The organism is Morganella sp. Je.2.23 (assembly GCF_051129855.1).
In the GTDB taxonomy this organism is placed as follows: Bacteria; Pseudomonadota; Gammaproteobacteria; order Enterobacterales; family Enterobacteriaceae; genus Morganella; species Morganella sibonii.
Genome location: NZ_JBCPSQ010000004.1, coordinates 45397 through 59903, shown reverse-complemented (window position 1 = coordinate 59903; position 14507 = coordinate 45397). Strand labels below are relative to the sequence as shown.

Sequence of the window (14507 nt, the reverse complement as noted above, 5' to 3'; positions counted from 1 at the left end):
AAAATAGTATAATAATCCACACGGAAAGATATTGATCTTAGCCATAGATAAATCCTTGCCGTGTTTTTAGCACAGGAAAACAGTCCTGTCTTCCACTGTCTCGCTTCAGCATAATAAACTATGAGATAGATTGCCAGCCCGTGAATGAAAGGGTAGTCTGTCGTGAATTATATTGATGATGAGGGTATAAAAATGGAAGCGCGTGTAAAGTGGGTTGAGAACATGACTTTCTTAGGGGAATCCGCGTCAGGACACCAGATTACGATGGACGGTAATGCCGGTGAAAAAGCCCCGAACCCGATGGAGATGGTACTGATGGCAACCGGCGGCTGCAGCGCCATTGATGTCGTCTCTATTTTGCAAAAAGGCCGTAATCAAGTCATTGATTGTGATGTAAAACTTACTGCTGAACGTCGTGAAACCGCGCCGCGTTTATTCACTCACATCAATCTGCATTTTATTGTAACCGGCCGTGACCTGACAGAAAACGTTGTCGGACGTGCCGTGCAATTATCCGCTGAAAAATATTGTTCTGTTTCATTAATGTTAGGTGAAAGTGTTAACATTACACATAGTTTTGAAGTGAAAAATATTGAATAATTTTTTGAAAGATTATTTTTATTTTTGAACATAAACCGGGTAATACATTATTACCCGGTTTTTTTATCGCTTGTTTATTTGTTTTCCCTGTAATAATTGCTCTGCCAGGGGCGCCATTATTAATTCCATTGCCAGTCCTAATTTGCCGCCGGGTACAACAATCGTATTTGAGGCGGAAATAAACGACCCCTGAAGCATGGATAACAAATAGGGAAAATCGATTTTTTTCAGGCCGCGGAAGCGGATCACGGTAAAGCTTTCGTCCTGTGACGGAATGGATTTGGCCGAAAACGGATTCGAGGTATCCACCGTCGGCACCCGCTGGAAGTTAATGTGGGTGCGGGAAAACTGCGGGGTGATATAGCGGATGTAATCATCCATCGAACGCACGACAGAATCCATCACCGCCTCCCGCGAATGCCCGCGATCGCTGGTGTCGCGGACTAACTTCTGTATCCACTCCAGGTTGACTATCGGCACTACGCCGACCAGCAAATCCACATGTCCGGCAATATTATGTTCCGGTGTGACCACGCCGCCGTGAAGACCCTCATAGAAAAGCACGTCTGTACCGGCAGGCAGTGCCTCGCGGGGGGTAAAGGTGCCGGGCAGCTGGTTATAGGGCACTGCTTCATCATAAGTATGCAGGTACTTACGGCGCTCACCGCTGCCGTTTTCACTGTACTGACGGAATGTACTTTCGAGAAGGGCAAAGTCATTGGCTTCCGGCCCGAAATAGCTGATATGACGCCCCTGTTCGCGGGCTTTACGGATGGCGGCATCCATTTCCGGCCGTGTGTAACGGTGGAAACTGTCACCCTCAATAATGGCCGGAACCGCATCCAGCTGCTGGAAAATCTTACGGAAAGCCTGACTGGTGGTAGTGGTACCGGCTCCGCTGGAGCCGGTAACGGCGATAATCGGGTGGGTCCGTGACATGCGGCATTTCCTCCGGCTGAATCAGCCGCGGAATTCTGCCGACGGCATGATGTTGAGTGTTTCGTGTAATTCCGACCAGACGATCACAATGTCGCCGTTTTTGAGTTGCGTGTAAAGATCCGCCACTTTATCACTGAGTGATTTTTCATGTTCGCCGTAATCGGTGCCTTCGCGCAGCACCACACTTTCCAGGATACTTTCCAGTGTTTCCGGCGCGATATCCTGCCAGGGAATAATCATTCTGTCTCCTTCGCGGTCAGATGCGGTGCCAGCCATTCAGGAATGCGTTCTTCCAGCCATAAGCGCGGGCGGCGCCAGCTGCCGGTCACAAAGCCGACATGACCGCCGTGTTCGGTCATCTGATATTCCACACATGGCGGCAGCTGTGACAGATCCGGCACCACTTCCTGAGCCATAAAGGGATCATCTTTGGCGTGGATGATCAGCATCGGCTTACGTACGGCCGGGAGTTTCGGCAGGGCGCTGCACCGGCGGTAGTAATCAGAGGCATCCCGGAATCCGTGGATGCGCGAGGTGATAATGTCATCAAATTCCCGGATACGTTTAATTGCACGGATATGCAGCAGATTTGTCGGCAGCGAATTCGGGTAGCGTACCAGCTTGCGGGTGGCATTGCGTTTCAGTCCTTTAAGCAGATACCACTGATAAAAACGGGAAAACCCTTTTTCCATTTTGAAGGAGCAGGGTTCCAGCATCAGCGGGGCAGAAACTATAATACCTGCATCCACCGCTGCATTTTCACCTTCCTCGGCGAGATAACAGGCCAGCATATTGCCGCCGAGTGAATAACCGACCGCACCGGTCGGCACTTTGCCGTAGGTATCCTGCAGCCACTTCAGCATATAACGGGCATCACCGGTTTCCCCGGAGTGGTAAATCCGTTTCGATCGGTTCGGCTCGCCGCTGCAGCCGCGAAAATGCATGACAACGCCCAGCCAGCCCTGACGGGCGGCGGCTGCCAGGATACCGTGCGCATAAGGGCTGCGGAAGCTGCCCTCCAGGCCGTGAAAAATGACCAGGCGTGGTTTGTGGCGTGCGGTATCCGGGTCTTCGCTCCATGCAAGATCAATAAAATCATTATCCGGCAGCGTCAGGCGCTGCCAGAATGGTTTTATCGCCGGTTTCCGGCGGAAAATCCGGGGCAGCAGTGTTTGCAGGTGCGGATTCGTTGCCCAGGAAATCGGTTGAAAATGACTAGACATAGTTTGGTTCGTAATGAAAAAACGTCTCTTGTTTAATGAAAAACATGCTGGTAATTTCCGGTAAAGGAAATGACCATGTTGCCGGATTATTCATGACTGCACACCTTTTTATCTCACTTTCTGTTTTTATGTTTATTGCGGCAGTCACGCCGGGGCCTAATAATCTGCTGCTGACTGCCTCCGGTGCGCAGTACGGTTTCCGCCGCACACTGGTGCTGATGGCCGGTATTATGCTCGGTATGCAGACGGTATTATACCTTTCCGCCTTTGGCGTTGCGGCTATTTTACTTATTTATCCGAAATTGCATACTGCTATGAAAATTGCAGGCAGTCTTTACCTTCTGTGGCTTGCCAAAAAACTGGCCACCGCACCTTATCAGCCTCTTAATGAACCTCAGGTCAGTAAAGCCGTTACCTGGTATCAGGGCGCGCTGTTACAGTTTATCAATCCCAAGGCCTGGCTGATGGGACTGGGCGCTGTCGGCAGTTACAGCCTGAGCGGTGACGCCTATATGCTGTCTGTCGGGGTGATGAGTATCGTGATGGTCTCAGTGAATCTGGTTGCCGGGTTTATCTGGATCGGATTCGGTGCCTTTATCGGCCGTTTTCTGCGCAGCCGCAATACCTGGTTCACCTTCAACATTGTGATGGGGTTACTCACCGCCGCCTGTGTGCCGCTCATCTGGCTTGAATAGCCGACATAATATAACCTGCGGAACAAAAACAGAAGCTGAATGAAAAATGGCTCACAATAATCTGCCTCACTATTTCATGTGATATCATGAGTTGACGTCATGCTACTCCTGCATAGAGTGATATCATTGAATGATACCGGCAGGATAAGTAATGATTAAGAGCACAAATATCATGACTATCAAAGGTCACCCTGCATCCGTAACTTATGAGGATGAAATTAAGGCATTCCGCGGTAAGTTTTTGGATGTAAACGGGTATTGCGATTTTGTATCTGACAGCATTGAAGGCCTGAAAAAAGAAGGTGCAGTGTCTCTGGCGGAGTTTATACAATCTTGTACTGAAGAAGGCATTGAGCCTTTTAAAGAGACTGATAAATTAAAGGCCTTTACGCTGCGTTATCCGGGCTGGCTTGAGGCGCGGCTGAATGCTGCCACAACAGCGAATTCGATCTCAAAAAATCAGTTTATTGTTCAGTTACCGGAGCAGGCACTTATTTCCCGCTGATTTTATCCTGTTTGAATAATCATGAAAAACAGACCGCATTGCGGTCTGTTTTTGTATCACTACAGTGAAATCAGCTTAAATCCACATTCTTACTGCCGAACAGCAGGGTAAGCAGGAATCCGGCCAGATAGGCGACGAGCAACCCGCCGGTATAGACCGCCATCCCCATGAAGATACCGCTGTCGGATGTCATGACCGGAATCGCGATAATTCCCGATGGTCCGAAAACCGTATTCAGCCCGACCGGATAGCCGAACCAGGCAATCAGTCCGATAAAGAACCCGCCCGCCGCACCGCCGAAACAGGCGGTAATAAACGGTTTCACGCGCGGCAGGGTCACGCCGTAGATCAGCGGTTCGCCGATGCCGAGGAAACCCGGGATAATCGCCCCGCGGATCTGATTACGCAGAACCGAGTCTTTTTTAGCGCGGATATACAGTGCCAGTGCCGCACCGACCTGACCGGCACCCGCCATGGCAAGGATCGGGAACAGGGAGTTAAAACCCTGAGTGCCGACCAGTGCGGTATACACCGGGATAAAACCCTGATGGATACCGAACATCACCGCAATCAGGAACAGACCGGCGAGAACTGCAGCACCGAACGGATTGGCGTTGAGGTGCATAAACAGCCATGACATGCCGTCAAACAGCCAGACGCCGATCGGCATAATCACAATAAAGGTTAGTGCACCCATAATCAGCAGGGTGATGGCGGATGTCAGAATGATATCCAGGTTTGCCGGAATAAAGCGCCGTACCTGCCGCTCCACCCATGCGCCGGTGATGGTGGCGATCAGAATACCGATGATGTTACCGCGCGGATCAATACCATGGCCGAAAAAGGTTTCCATACCGGAGTAGAAACCTTTGGTTGCCTGCGGATCATAACCAAGGATAAACAGCGCCGCGATAATTGCGCCATTGACGCCGGAACCGCCGAAAGCTTTCTGTGCGTTATAACCAATCAGTATCCCCATAAAGGTAAACAGCCCCTTGCCGAAGACCTTCATGTAACTGAGCACTTCAACCAGCGTGCTGTTCGGGGACGGATTACCGGTGACCCAGAGCGATTCAAACAATGTGGCAAAGCCGAGCAGCAGACCCACGCCGATAAAACCCGGAATAAGCGGGGTAAAAATCGTGGCAAATTTGGCAAGAAAACGTTGTACCGGGTTCGTTTGTTTCTCTTTCAGATGCTGTTTCTGATCGGCGGCAATCTCTTTCAGACTGCGGCTGTCCGGTTGACTGCCGGGAACATAGTCATCGAGATGTTTCTGCATCAGTTCTGCTGCGGTTTGTGCTTTTCCCGGTCCCAGCACAATCTGGAACTGCTCATCACTTTCAATCACACCCAGCACGCCCTCAATTTTTTTGATGGCGATTTTATCCGCCAGCTGTGTGTTGTGCAGTGTCAGACGCAGGCGGGTCATACAGTTTCCGCTCTGCGCCACGTTACCCGGACCGCCGATGGCATCCAGAATCTGTATGATGGTTGACTGACTGATTTTGGCCATGGTGATTACCTTGCGTTAAGAGTGTGCCGCACCGGTCAGCGCGTCACGGATAAACCCCTGATGCTGTGCCAGCAGGGCTTTGGCGTCACCGGCACTCAGCTGTGCCAGGATCATCACGATGGCGGTTTTGCAGTGTCCGTCACAGGCGGTAAGTGCCTGTTCTGCGGTCGCTCTGTCACATTCCGTTGCGGCCATCACAATACGTTTTTGCCGCTCAACCAGTTTGGCGTTGGTTGCTTCCACGTCCGCCATCAGGTTGCCGTACACTTTCCCCGAGCGGATCATCGCTCCGGTGGTGATCATATTGAGTATCAGTTTCTGGGCGGTCCCGGCTTTCATACGGGAGGAACCGGTGATCACTTCCGGACCGACCACCGGTGTGATGGCGATACCGGCCAGGCGGCTCATTTCACTGTCCGGGTTGCAGCTGACGGCGGCAACTGTTGCGCCGAGGGACAGTGCGTATTCCATGCCGCCCAGTACATAAGGGGTGCGGCCGCTGGCGGCGATCCCGACCAGTACATCTTTCTCACTGAAATTCAGCGCTTTCAGATCACTCACGGCCAGTTCGCGGTTATCCTCTGCATTTTCAACGGCTTTCAGAATGGCTTTATGACCGCCGGCAATCAGACCGACCACCTGCTCAGCCGGGGTGCCGAAGGTCGGCGGGCATTCACTGGCATCCAGTATCCCGAGGCGGCCGGAGGTGCCCGCACCCATATAAATCAGCCGTCCGCCGCAGCGGAATGCCTGCGCGACTGCATCCACGACCTGTGCCACCTGCGGCAGGGTTTTTTCCACGGCAAGCGCGACGGTCTGGTCTTCTCGGTTAATCACCCGCAGCATATCCAATGTCGGCAGACTGTCGATATCCGCGCTGGCCGGGTTGCGGCTCTCGGTAATCATAGAGGTTAAGTCAATCTTCATGCGTGATCCTTTGTATAAGATATAATCGGCATGCTAGAGAATTAATTATTCTTTTTATGTGAGAGTTATCACAGAGCGATCTATTCAACTATGATGGTATAGCAGGAATATTTCTGTATCCCGCCATCTTTTATTTTTAAGTATTGCATTGAATATAAATGTATTTTTTATTATTCAGAGCCGTTGTTTATCAGGAATAATTCGGCATTAATTTTTGAAATAATTTATTCCTTTTTTATTATCCGGATAAGGAAAACAGACACGCATGGCGATCCTGACAAAAATCAGCTGGGCAAAAGCAGAGCTGGCGGCGAATCAGCAGCATATTGCTGATTTTATCCTGGCACAGCCGGAAGAGACGGTAACACTCTCCTCTCAGGTACTGGCTGAGCGGGTGGGGGTGAGTCAGTCTGCTATTGTGAAGTTTAGTCAGAAAATGGGATTTAAGGGTTTTCCGGCACTGAAGGTGGCTATCAGTGAAGAGATTGGCCGTAACCGGGTACTGGCGGCCAATCAGCAGCAGGCGCTGCATAACCGGATAGAGGCACATGACCCGCTGCTGGTGATTGCCCAGAAACTGGCGCAGGAAAAACAGCATTCCATTACGGAAACCACACGACGGATCGATTTTGAACAGATGGCAGAGATTGTCGCGTGTCTGGATCATGCCCGCTGCATTCAGGTTGCCGGTATCGGCGGCTCCGGGCTGACGGCGAAAGACCTGGCCTATAAGCTCCAGAAAATCGGGCTGATGACACTGGCGGAAGCGGATCACCATATCCAGATCGCCTTTTCCCAGACACTGACCGAAAAGGATGTGCTGGTGGTGTTGTCATTCAGCGGCAAGCGCAAGGATATGCTGGTCACCGCAGCCACGGCGAAAAAACAGGATGCCACGCTGATTGCGATTACCGGCAACCGTCAGTCACCGCTGGCGAAAATGGCGGATTATGTGCTGGAAACGGTCGCGGAGGAAAATGAGTGGCGCAGTTCGTCCATTTCCTCACGGACAGCACAGAATACGGTGACGGATCTGCTGTTTATGGCGCTGTTACAGCGGCGGGAAGAACAGGCCCGGCAACTGGTGATTAATGCCCGCACCATGATTAACAGCCTGGACGGCTGATAAGGTAAAGAGAGCGGCATCTGCCGCTCTTCATTACTTACTGATTTTCAAACGCCTGTGTCATGGCTTCGAGGTTTTCCTGAATATCCATCCAGGCCATTTCCGCCTCTTCCAGTTCAGCTTTGAACTGCACCTGTTCCTGAAGGCAGGTGTTCAGCTCTGCTTTGCGGGACTGATCATACAGGCCGCTGTCACCGAGTTTTTCCTCAACTGCGGCAATGGCATCTGATAACCGGCTCATGGTTTTTTCCAGTTTTTCCGATTCTTTGCGCAGCGGCTGAGTCTGCTGGCGGAATTCCGCTTCACGGCGTTTCTGCTCTTTGCGATCCTGTGCGGTGACGGTATTTTTTTCCTCACCGTTTTCCGCTGCCGGTTCTGTATTTTGACGCATCTGTTTCTGGCTGTCTGCCAGCCAGCGCTGATAGTCGTCCAGATCACCGTCAAAAGGTTCGACCTGACCATCATGTACCAGATACAGATCATCGGTAGTGGATCGCAGCAGGTGACGATCGTGGGAAACCACGACGATCGCGCCCTCAAATTCGATCAGTGCTTCAGTCAGTGCCTGACGCATATCGAGATCCAGGTGGTTGGTCGGTTCATCGAGCAGCAGAAGATTCGGACGCTGCCAGATAATCATTGCCAGCACCAGACGCGCTTTTTCTCCGCCGGAGAAACGGCCGGTGTTATCGGTCACCTGATCACCTTTGAAACCATAACCGCCGAGATAATCACGCAGCTGCTGTTCTGTCTGATCCGGCGCCAGGCGCACCATATGCTGTAACGGGGATTCATCCGCCCGTAAAAATTCCAGCTGATGCTGGGCGAAATACCCCAGTTTAATCCCTTTTGCGAGACCAATTTTACCCTGCAACGGCTCCAGTTCACCGGCAAGCATTTTTATCAGGGTGGATTTACCCGCACCGTTACGTCCCAGCAGGCCGATACGTGAACCGGGCACCAGGTTCAGTTTGATATTGTCCAGCACCACTTTCTCTCCGTATCCGGCGCTGACTTTTTCCATTTTCAGCAGCGGGTTCGGCAGCACTTCAGGCGGGCGGAAGCTGAAACGGAACGGGTTATCCGCCAGGGCCGGGGCGATCAGTTCCATGCGTTCCAGCATTTTCAGGCGGCTCTGTGCCTGTTTGGCTTTGGTGGCCTGGGCGCGGAAGCGATCCACATATTTTTGCAGATGTGCGCGGCGTAACTGCTGGCTTTCATACTGAGCCTGCTGCTGTGCCATTTTTTCGGCGCGCTGCACTTCAAAGGAGGAATAGTTGCCGGTGTATTCAAACAGGCCGTTCTGTTCAATATGCAGCACTTTATCGATGATCGGATCGAGGAAATCGCGGTCATGGGAGATCAGGATCAGGGTGCCGGGATAGCTTTTCAGCCATTTTTCCAGCCAGATCACGGCATCGAGATCCAGGTGGTTGGTCGGTTCATCGAGCAGCAGCAGATCTGAGCGGCAAATCAGTGCCTGTGCCAGGTTCAGACGCATCCGCCAGCCCCCGGAGAAAGCCCGCACCGGAGTTTCCAGCTGTTCCTGCGAGAATCCCAGCCCGTGCAGCAGTGTGGCGGCACGGGAACGGATGGTCCAGGCATCGAGGGTATCGAGCTGGCCGTGGATCACGGCAATTGCATGGCCGTCATTCTGTTCATTCGCCTGCTGTAATTTTGCCTCAAGCTCACGGAATTCACGGTCACCGTCAATGACATACTCAATCGCCGGTTCATCCAGTGCCGGTGTTTCCTGGTTGACCCAGGCCATGGACCAGTTTCCCGGAAACGTCACACTGCCTGCTTCGGCCTGTAATTCGCCTTTGAGCAGTGCCAGCAGAGTGGATTTACCACAGCCGTTTTTTCCCACCAGGCCGACTTTCTGGCCCGGATTGATGGTGGCCGTTGCGTTGTCGAGCAGAACACGGACGCCGCGGCGGACCTGAAGTGAAGAGAAAACAATCATAAATATCGATAGGGTAAGTAATTGAGAGTAAAATTAATGTAATTCGTGCGTTGTCAGCAGCAAATCACCCGTCAGCAGGCGAGGAGTATCGTTGCAGCGGGCATAGTAGCGAAAATCGCAAAGATTCTCACGTTTTTAAGAGGAAGTGATGATAAATAATCCGACCATATTACTGATTTACGCGCATCCGGAACCGCATCACTCCATCGCCAATAAGGCGCTTATCTCTGCGGCGTCGGAACTCGGGCATGTCACGGTGCACGACCTGTACGGCACTTATCCGGACTTTTTTATCGATATCCGGCATGAGCAGGAGCTGCTGCGGCAGCATGACATCATTGTGTTTCAGCACCCGTTGTATACCTACAGCTGTCCCGCACTGCTGAAAGAGTGGTTTGACCGCGTGCTGACCCGTGATTTCTCCGGTGAGCAGGGCGGCAGACAGCTGTCGGGCAAATACTGGCGGCAGGTGATCACCACCGGAGAACCTGCCGAAGCATACCGGCACGGCGGTTATAATCGCTTTCCGCTCAGTGAATTACTGCGCCCCTTTGAACTGACCGCAGCACTGTGTGAAATGCACTGGCTGGCGCCGGTGATCCTGTATGCCGCGCGCCGTCAGGGGAAAGCGATGCTGCATGAACAGGCGCAGGCTTATTGTGACTGGCTGCGGGAACCACAACTGACCGGAGGACGTACTTATGGAGCCAGCTGACGGCAACCTGCTGCATGCAGGTATTGTTTTTCTTGCGGCGGCCGTGGTGATGGTGCCGGTGGCGCAGCGGTTGCGCATCGGTGCGGTACTGGGGTATCTGCTGGCGGGGATTGCTATCGGCCCGTGGGGGCTGGGATTTATCAAAAACGTCAATGAATTGCTGCACTTCTCCGAACTGGGGGTGGTGTTCCTGATGTTTCTGATCGGGCTGGAACTGAATCCGCGTGAGTTATGGAAACTGCGGCGATCTATTTTCGGTACCGGAACCGCCCAGGTGGTGTTTTCCGCACTGATCCTCGGGATACTGCTCTGGCTGACTGATTTTTCCTGGCAGGCGGCCGTTGTCGGCGGGCTGGGGCTGGCGATGTCCTCCACCGCGATGGCATTACAGCTGATGGATGAAAAGGGCATGACCAACAACGACAGCGGCCAGATGGGATTTTCTGTACTGCTGTTTCAGGATATGGCGGTGATCCCGATTCTCGCGGTGATCCCGCTGCTGGGCGGGGAAACTGCGGGCAGTGACTGGTATCGTATCGGTATCAAAATTCTGGCTTTCGCCGGACTACTGATTGGCGGGCGCTATCTGCTGCGGCCGCTGTTCCGGCTGGTGGTGAAATCCGGGGTCAGTGAAGTTTTTACCGCAGCCTCACTGCTGGTGGTGATCGGCTCCGCGGTGTTTATGGAGCAGCTCGGGTTCTCCATGGCGCTCGGGACGTTTATTGCGGGTGTGATGCTGGCGGATACGGAATACCGCCATGAGCTGGAGATCACCATCGAGCCGTTCAAAGGGCTGCTGCTGGGAATGTTCTTCATTTCTGTCGGCATGTCGCTGAATATCGGCGTGCTGTGGCAGTATCTGCCGCAAATCCTGCTGGGTGTGATTGTGCTGGTGAGTGTCAAAATGATGGTGCTGTATCTGCTGGCACATCTTACCTGCCGCCGCAGCGGGCGCTTACAGTTTGCCGGAGTGCTCAGCCAGGGCGGTGAATTTGCGTTCGTCCTGTTCTCGGCGGCGCTGGCCAGCCGTGTTATCACGGATCACCAGATGGCACTGCTGCTGGTGGTGGTTACTCTTTCCATGATGACCACGCCGCTGCTGATGCAGGGCATCGATATGATTCTGGCGCGCCGTTACAATAATGCTGAACCGGGAACGGGTGAAACGCCGTTTGTGGAAGATAATCACCCGCATGTGATTCTGGTCGGTTTCGGACGGATGGGACAGGTCATCGGCCGCCTTCTGATGGCCAACAAAATCCATCCGACGGTGCTGGAAAAAGATGTCAGTGCGGTCAGTGCCATGCGGCGTTACGGTTATAAAGTGTATTACGGGGATGCGACCGGACTCGCATTGTTGCGTTCTGCCGGGGCAGAGACAGCAAAGGTGATTGTTATTACCTGTGATAAGCCGGAAGATACCATGACGATTGTGCAGTTGTGTCAGGAGCATTTCCCGCACCTGCAAATCATTGCCCGCGCACGGGGCAGGGTGGAAGCGCATGAGCTGCTCACGCACGGCGTGACGCAGTTCAGCCGCGAAACGTTCTCGTCGGCTCTGGAACTGGCACGAAAAACCCTGATCGGGCTGGGAACACACCCGGCAGAAGCTCACCGGGCACAACAGTTATTCCGCAGGCTGGATATGCAGCTGCTGCGTGAGCTGATTCCGCAGGCGGAAGAGGAAATCTCGCATATCTCCCGCGTCAAAGAAGCGCGGCGTGAGCTGGAAAATCTGTTTGATAATGAAATGAAACGGGAAAAACATCTGCCGGACAGCTGGAACCTGACGGAAGACTCTCCGGGCAGCGGACGGACAGATGACAGGAGCTGAAAAATGAGTAACCGGAAACGGTTTATTGCGGGTGCGGTATGCCCTGAATGTCAGACGCAGGACACACTCGCAATGTGGCGTGAAGATAATGTGGATGTGGTGCAGTGCGTGCAGTGCGGCCATCTTGAGCGCCGGGCGGATGCACCCGCGGAGCAGCATATACGTAAAGATGAACAGGTAATTGGTATCTTTACACCGGGGGAATAACAGGCAACGGTTTTTCACAGAGAATTTGGGGGAATTTGTCCCAAAACAGATACAGTGGCTGTAAATTCCGTTACAATCGGCGCGTTAATTAAAATCTTATCCCCCGCGGATGTGTAGGAGATACCAATGAAAGTAGCAAAAGACCTGGTAGTGAGCCTGGCTTATCAGGTAAGAACAGAAGACGGTGTATTAGTTGATGAGTCTCCGGCAAGTGCTCCGTTAGACTATCTGCACGGTCGCGGTGCGCTGATCAGCGGGCTGGAAAGTGCACTGGACGGCCGCGTTGCCGGTGATGTGTTCGACGTTGATGTCGGCGCAAATGATGCATACGGTCAGTATGACGAAAACCTGGTTCAGCGCGTACCGAAAGACGTTTTCGTCGGTGTTGACGAGCTGGAAGTCGGCATGCGTTTCCTGGCAGACACCGATATGGGTCCTGTACCGGTTGAAATCACCGGTATCGAAGGTGACGAAGTGATTGTTGACGGTAACCATATGCTGGCCGGTCAGAACCTGAAATTCCACGTCGAAGTTATCGGTGTGCGTGAAGCAACAGCAGAAGAGCTGGAGCATGGTCACGTTCACGGTGAAGAAGGCGGCTGCTGCGGTGGTCACGACCACGGCGAAGAGGGCGGTTGCTGCGGCGGCGGTCATGGTCACGATCACGACCATGGTCACGAACACGGTGAAGGCGGCTGCTGTGGCGGCGGTGGTCACGGTAAAGGTCACGGCCACGGTAACGGCGGCTGCGGTTGTCACTGATAATCCGCGTCTGAACCGGACAAAAAAAGCGCATTCCTGACGGATGCGCTTTTTTTATGTCCGTTGTTTATCAGTAGTGCGGCGGCGGCACTTCTTCTGACAGCGGTGCCACATTTGAGCCGGGGGTGGCTTTCAGGCGTTCGGTCAGCAGGCGGAGCCTTTCATTCAGCCGGGTAATATCCATCTGCTGCTGTGTGACCACCTGATTGAGTTCCTCAATAGTCATATCCTGAAAGGCAGTTTTGCTCTCCAGTTGTTCGAGGCGTTGTTCCAGTTCAAAAAGGTCCATCGTTTTCTCCTGTCTGAGACGGGGATTACTGTGTAAAAGTATGTAATATTCCTGTGAAATACACTTAGTGTGAGAGGATATATTTTATTGGGGGGTTACTATGAAACCTCTTTTTGCTAAGGTTGTCTCAGCATCACAAAACCGTGACATTATGATGTCGCCCGGTGACGGCTGCAAGGACTCTCTGGCGTGATCTGCTGTGCGGTATGTCCTGTAACTGTTGCAAAACTTATGGAGAAAAGGATGAAATCACTGTTTAAAGCGACTGTTGTCGCAACCTCGCTGGCAATGACATTAGGTATGTCACAGGCTTATGCGGATACCGCGCCGAAAAAAGAAGAAGTAAAACTGAACAGCGCATTTAAAACCGCAAGTCAGCAGAATGCTTATGCGCTGGGGGCGTCACTGGGTCGTTATATGGAAAATGCCCTGAATGAGCAGAAATCCATTGGTCTGGATCTGGATCGTGACCAGATGATGGCGGGTGTTCAGGATGCATTCAGCAACAAAAGTAAGCTGAGTGATGAAGAGATCAACCAGACTCTGCGCGGTTTTGAAGAGCAGGTGAAAGGTGCCGCCCAGGAAAAAATGGCACGTGAGGCCACTGAGAACAAAGCAGCCGGTGATAAATACCGTGCGGCATTCGCCAAAGAAAAAGGCGTGGAAAAAACCAAAAGCGGTGTGCTTTACAAATCTGAGAAAAACGGTAACGGTGCATCTCCGAAAGAAACTGACAGCGTTGTCGTTCACTATAAAGGCGCATTAATCGACGGCACTCAGTTTGACAGCTCTTACGATCGTAACGAGCCGCTGACTATCCGTCTGGACAGCGTGATTAAAGGCTGGGCCGAAGGTCTGAAGCAGATGAAAAAAGGCGGTAAAGCCAAACTGGTTATCCCGCCGGAAGCCGCTTACGGCACCGATGGTGTTCCGGGTATCCCTGCAAACTCAACCCTGGTCTTTGACGTTGAGTTACTGGATATCAAACCAGCAGCCAAATAAGCCCTGCTGATACCGGAAACTGACAAAACCCGCACTTTTCTGTGCGGGTTTTTGTTTCCGCGGCGATCAGGATTATGAAAAATTTGCAAAACATCCGTGTTTTTTTGTATTTTTTACCAGAATTTGATCACCTCAGGCGCAAAACGGCCTGTTTTTCGCTATAACTTAACCTGCGGGTATCTGCACAGAACCGGAAGCCCG

Annotated in this window: 16 protein-coding genes; 9 read left to right on the top strand and 7 right to left on the bottom strand. The window is 52.4% G+C overall.

Going from position 1 to position 14507, the window contains the following annotated elements:
- The first annotated feature begins 192 nt into the window (after positions 1 to 192).
- Positions 193 to 600 (top strand): OsmC family protein, encoded by a 408-nt coding sequence (locus AAZR23_RS14235; RefSeq protein ID WP_015422409.1) that lies wholly within the window; start codon positions 193 to 195, stop codon positions 598 to 600.
- Between the two features lie 63 nt (positions 601 to 663).
- On the opposite strand, the gene AAZR23_RS14230 is transcribed toward AAZR23_RS14235, so the two are convergent.
- The 3 genes from AAZR23_RS14230 to AAZR23_RS14220 are packed head-to-tail and all read right to left on the bottom strand — an operon-like array spanning position 664 to position 2762.
- Entirely contained in the window at positions 664 to 1539 is an 876-nt protein-coding gene (locus AAZR23_RS14230; protein WP_046891933.1) for a phosphoribulokinase, read from the bottom strand.
- A 21-nt stretch (positions 1540 to 1560) separates the two neighbouring features.
- Complete coding sequence (locus AAZR23_RS14225; protein ID WP_046891934.1) at positions 1561 to 1779, bottom strand: YheU family protein; 219 nt, start codon at positions 1777 to 1779, stop codon at positions 1561 to 1563.
- Positions 1776 to 2762: a hydrolase gene (locus tag AAZR23_RS14220; protein WP_107679937.1), complete on the bottom strand. Its 987-nt coding sequence runs from the start codon at positions 2760 to 2762 to the stop codon at positions 1776 to 1778. The genes AAZR23_RS14225 and AAZR23_RS14220 overlap by 4 nt, the downstream gene beginning before the upstream one ends.
- Before the next feature lie 92 nt (positions 2763 to 2854).
- Between AAZR23_RS14220 and AAZR23_RS14215 the strand changes: the two genes are divergently transcribed.
- Both AAZR23_RS14215 and AAZR23_RS14210 read left to right on the top strand, forming a co-directional pair.
- A complete protein-coding gene (locus tag AAZR23_RS14215) occupies positions 2855 to 3457 on the top strand; it encodes a LysE family translocator (RefSeq protein WP_046891955.1) in 603 nt (200 codons plus the stop codon).
- 151 nt (positions 3458 to 3608) lie between these two features.
- A complete protein-coding gene (locus tag AAZR23_RS14210; RefSeq protein WP_434693322.1) occupies positions 3609 to 3962 on the top strand; it encodes a type II toxin-antitoxin system HicB family antitoxin in 354 nt (117 codons plus the stop codon).
- A 70-nt stretch (positions 3963 to 4032) separates the two neighbouring features.
- On the opposite strand, the gene murP is transcribed toward AAZR23_RS14210, so the two are convergent.
- Both murP and murQ read right to left on the bottom strand, forming a co-directional pair.
- Positions 4033 to 5478 carry a PTS N-acetylmuramic acid transporter subunit IIBC gene (murP, locus tag AAZR23_RS14205; protein ID WP_434693319.1) on the bottom strand — a complete coding sequence of 482 codons (1446 nt, stop codon included), beginning with the start codon at positions 5476 to 5478 and terminating at the stop codon, positions 4033 to 4035.
- Positions 5479 to 5493: 15 nt separating this feature from the next.
- Positions 5494 to 6405, bottom strand: coding sequence for an N-acetylmuramic acid 6-phosphate etherase (murQ, locus tag AAZR23_RS14200; protein WP_230059689.1), 912 nt, complete (start codon positions 6403 to 6405; stop codon positions 5494 to 5496).
- 265 nt (positions 6406 to 6670) lie between these two features.
- Between murQ and AAZR23_RS14195 the strand changes: the two genes are divergently transcribed.
- Positions 6671 to 7531 carry an SIS domain-containing protein gene (locus tag AAZR23_RS14195; protein WP_166706861.1) on the top strand — a complete coding sequence of 287 codons (861 nt, stop codon included), beginning with the start codon at positions 6671 to 6673 and terminating at the stop codon, positions 7529 to 7531.
- 37 nt (positions 7532 to 7568) lie between these two features.
- On the opposite strand, the gene AAZR23_RS14190 is transcribed toward AAZR23_RS14195, so the two are convergent.
- The gene (locus AAZR23_RS14190; RefSeq protein WP_434693315.1) at positions 7569 to 9497 is read right to left on the bottom strand and encodes an ABC transporter ATP-binding protein; all 1929 of its coding nucleotides are present in this window, start codon (positions 9495 to 9497) and stop codon (positions 7569 to 7571) included.
- A 148-nt stretch (positions 9498 to 9645) separates the two neighbouring features.
- On the opposite strand from AAZR23_RS14190, the gene kefG reads away from it, so the two are divergent.
- From kefG to slyD, 4 genes are all read left to right on the top strand, one after another.
- A complete protein-coding gene (gene kefG / locus AAZR23_RS14185) occupies positions 9646 to 10212 on the top strand; it encodes a glutathione-regulated potassium-efflux system ancillary protein KefG (protein ID WP_166706863.1) in 567 nt (188 codons plus the stop codon).
- Entirely contained in the window at positions 10199 to 12046 is a 1848-nt protein-coding gene (gene kefB / locus AAZR23_RS14180) for a glutathione-regulated potassium-efflux system protein KefB (RefSeq protein WP_166706864.1), read from the top strand. The genes kefG and kefB overlap by 14 nt, the downstream gene beginning before the upstream one ends.
- A 3-nt stretch (positions 12047 to 12049) precedes the next feature.
- On the top strand, positions 12050 to 12253 hold the full coding sequence (locus AAZR23_RS14175; RefSeq protein WP_046894374.1) for a YheV family putative zinc ribbon protein: 204 nt from the start codon (positions 12050 to 12052) through the stop codon (positions 12251 to 12253).
- Positions 12254 to 12379: 126 nt separating this feature from the next.
- A complete protein-coding gene (gene slyD, locus AAZR23_RS14170; RefSeq protein WP_046894373.1) occupies positions 12380 to 13015 on the top strand; it encodes a peptidylprolyl isomerase in 636 nt (211 codons plus the stop codon).
- 70 nt (positions 13016 to 13085) lie between these two features.
- On the opposite strand, the gene AAZR23_RS14165 is transcribed toward slyD, so the two are convergent.
- Positions 13086 to 13304, bottom strand: a complete 219-nt coding sequence (locus tag AAZR23_RS14165) for a SlyX family protein (protein ID WP_046894372.1) — start codon at positions 13302 to 13304, stop codon at positions 13086 to 13088.
- Between the two features lie 243 nt (positions 13305 to 13547).
- Between AAZR23_RS14165 and fkpA the strand changes: the two genes are divergently transcribed.
- Positions 13548 to 14306: an FKBP-type peptidyl-prolyl cis-trans isomerase gene (fkpA, locus tag AAZR23_RS14160; RefSeq protein WP_052927226.1), complete on the top strand. Its 759-nt coding sequence runs from the start codon at positions 13548 to 13550 to the stop codon at positions 14304 to 14306.
- Positions 14307 to 14507 lie beyond the last annotated feature (201 nt).

Coding starts and splice junctions, on each gene's coding strand:
- AAZR23_RS14235 (WP_015422409.1), top strand. CDS start 193: ATGGAAGCGCGTGTAAAGTGGGTTGAGAACATGACTTTCTTAGGGGAA.
- AAZR23_RS14230 (WP_046891933.1), bottom strand. CDS start 1,539: ATGTCACGGACCCACCCGATTATCGCCGTTACCGGCTCCAGCGGAGCC.
- AAZR23_RS14225 (WP_046891934.1), bottom strand. CDS start 1,779: ATGATTATTCCCTGGCAGGATATCGCGCCGGAAACACTGGAAAGTATC.
- AAZR23_RS14220 (WP_107679937.1), bottom strand. CDS start 2,762: ATGTCTAGTCATTTTCAACCGATTTCCTGGGCAACGAATCCGCACCTG.
- AAZR23_RS14215 (WP_046891955.1), top strand. CDS start 2,855: ATGACTGCACACCTTTTTATCTCACTTTCTGTTTTTATGTTTATTGCG.
- AAZR23_RS14210 (WP_434693322.1), top strand. CDS start 3,609: ATGATTAAGAGCACAAATATCATGACTATCAAAGGTCACCCTGCATCC.
- murP (WP_434693319.1), bottom strand. CDS start 5,478: ATGGCCAAAATCAGTCAGTCAACCATCATACAGATTCTGGATGCCATC.
- murQ (WP_230059689.1), bottom strand. CDS start 6,405: ATGAAGATTGACTTAACCTCTATGATTACCGAGAGCCGCAACCCGGCC.
- AAZR23_RS14195 (WP_166706861.1), top strand. CDS start 6,671: ATGGCGATCCTGACAAAAATCAGCTGGGCAAAAGCAGAGCTGGCGGCG.
- AAZR23_RS14190 (WP_434693315.1), bottom strand. CDS start 9,497: ATGATTGTTTTCTCTTCACTTCAGGTCCGCCGCGGCGTCCGTGTTCTG.
- kefG (WP_166706863.1), top strand. CDS start 9,646: ATGATAAATAATCCGACCATATTACTGATTTACGCGCATCCGGAACCG.
- kefB (WP_166706864.1), top strand. CDS start 10,199: ATGGAGCCAGCTGACGGCAACCTGCTGCATGCAGGTATTGTTTTTCTT.
- AAZR23_RS14175 (WP_046894374.1), top strand. CDS start 12,050: ATGAGTAACCGGAAACGGTTTATTGCGGGTGCGGTATGCCCTGAATGT.
- slyD (WP_046894373.1), top strand. CDS start 12,380: ATGAAAGTAGCAAAAGACCTGGTAGTGAGCCTGGCTTATCAGGTAAGA.
- AAZR23_RS14165 (WP_046894372.1), bottom strand. CDS start 13,304: ATGGACCTTTTTGAACTGGAACAACGCCTCGAACAACTGGAGAGCAAA.
- fkpA (WP_052927226.1), top strand. CDS start 13,548: ATGAAATCACTGTTTAAAGCGACTGTTGTCGCAACCTCGCTGGCAATG.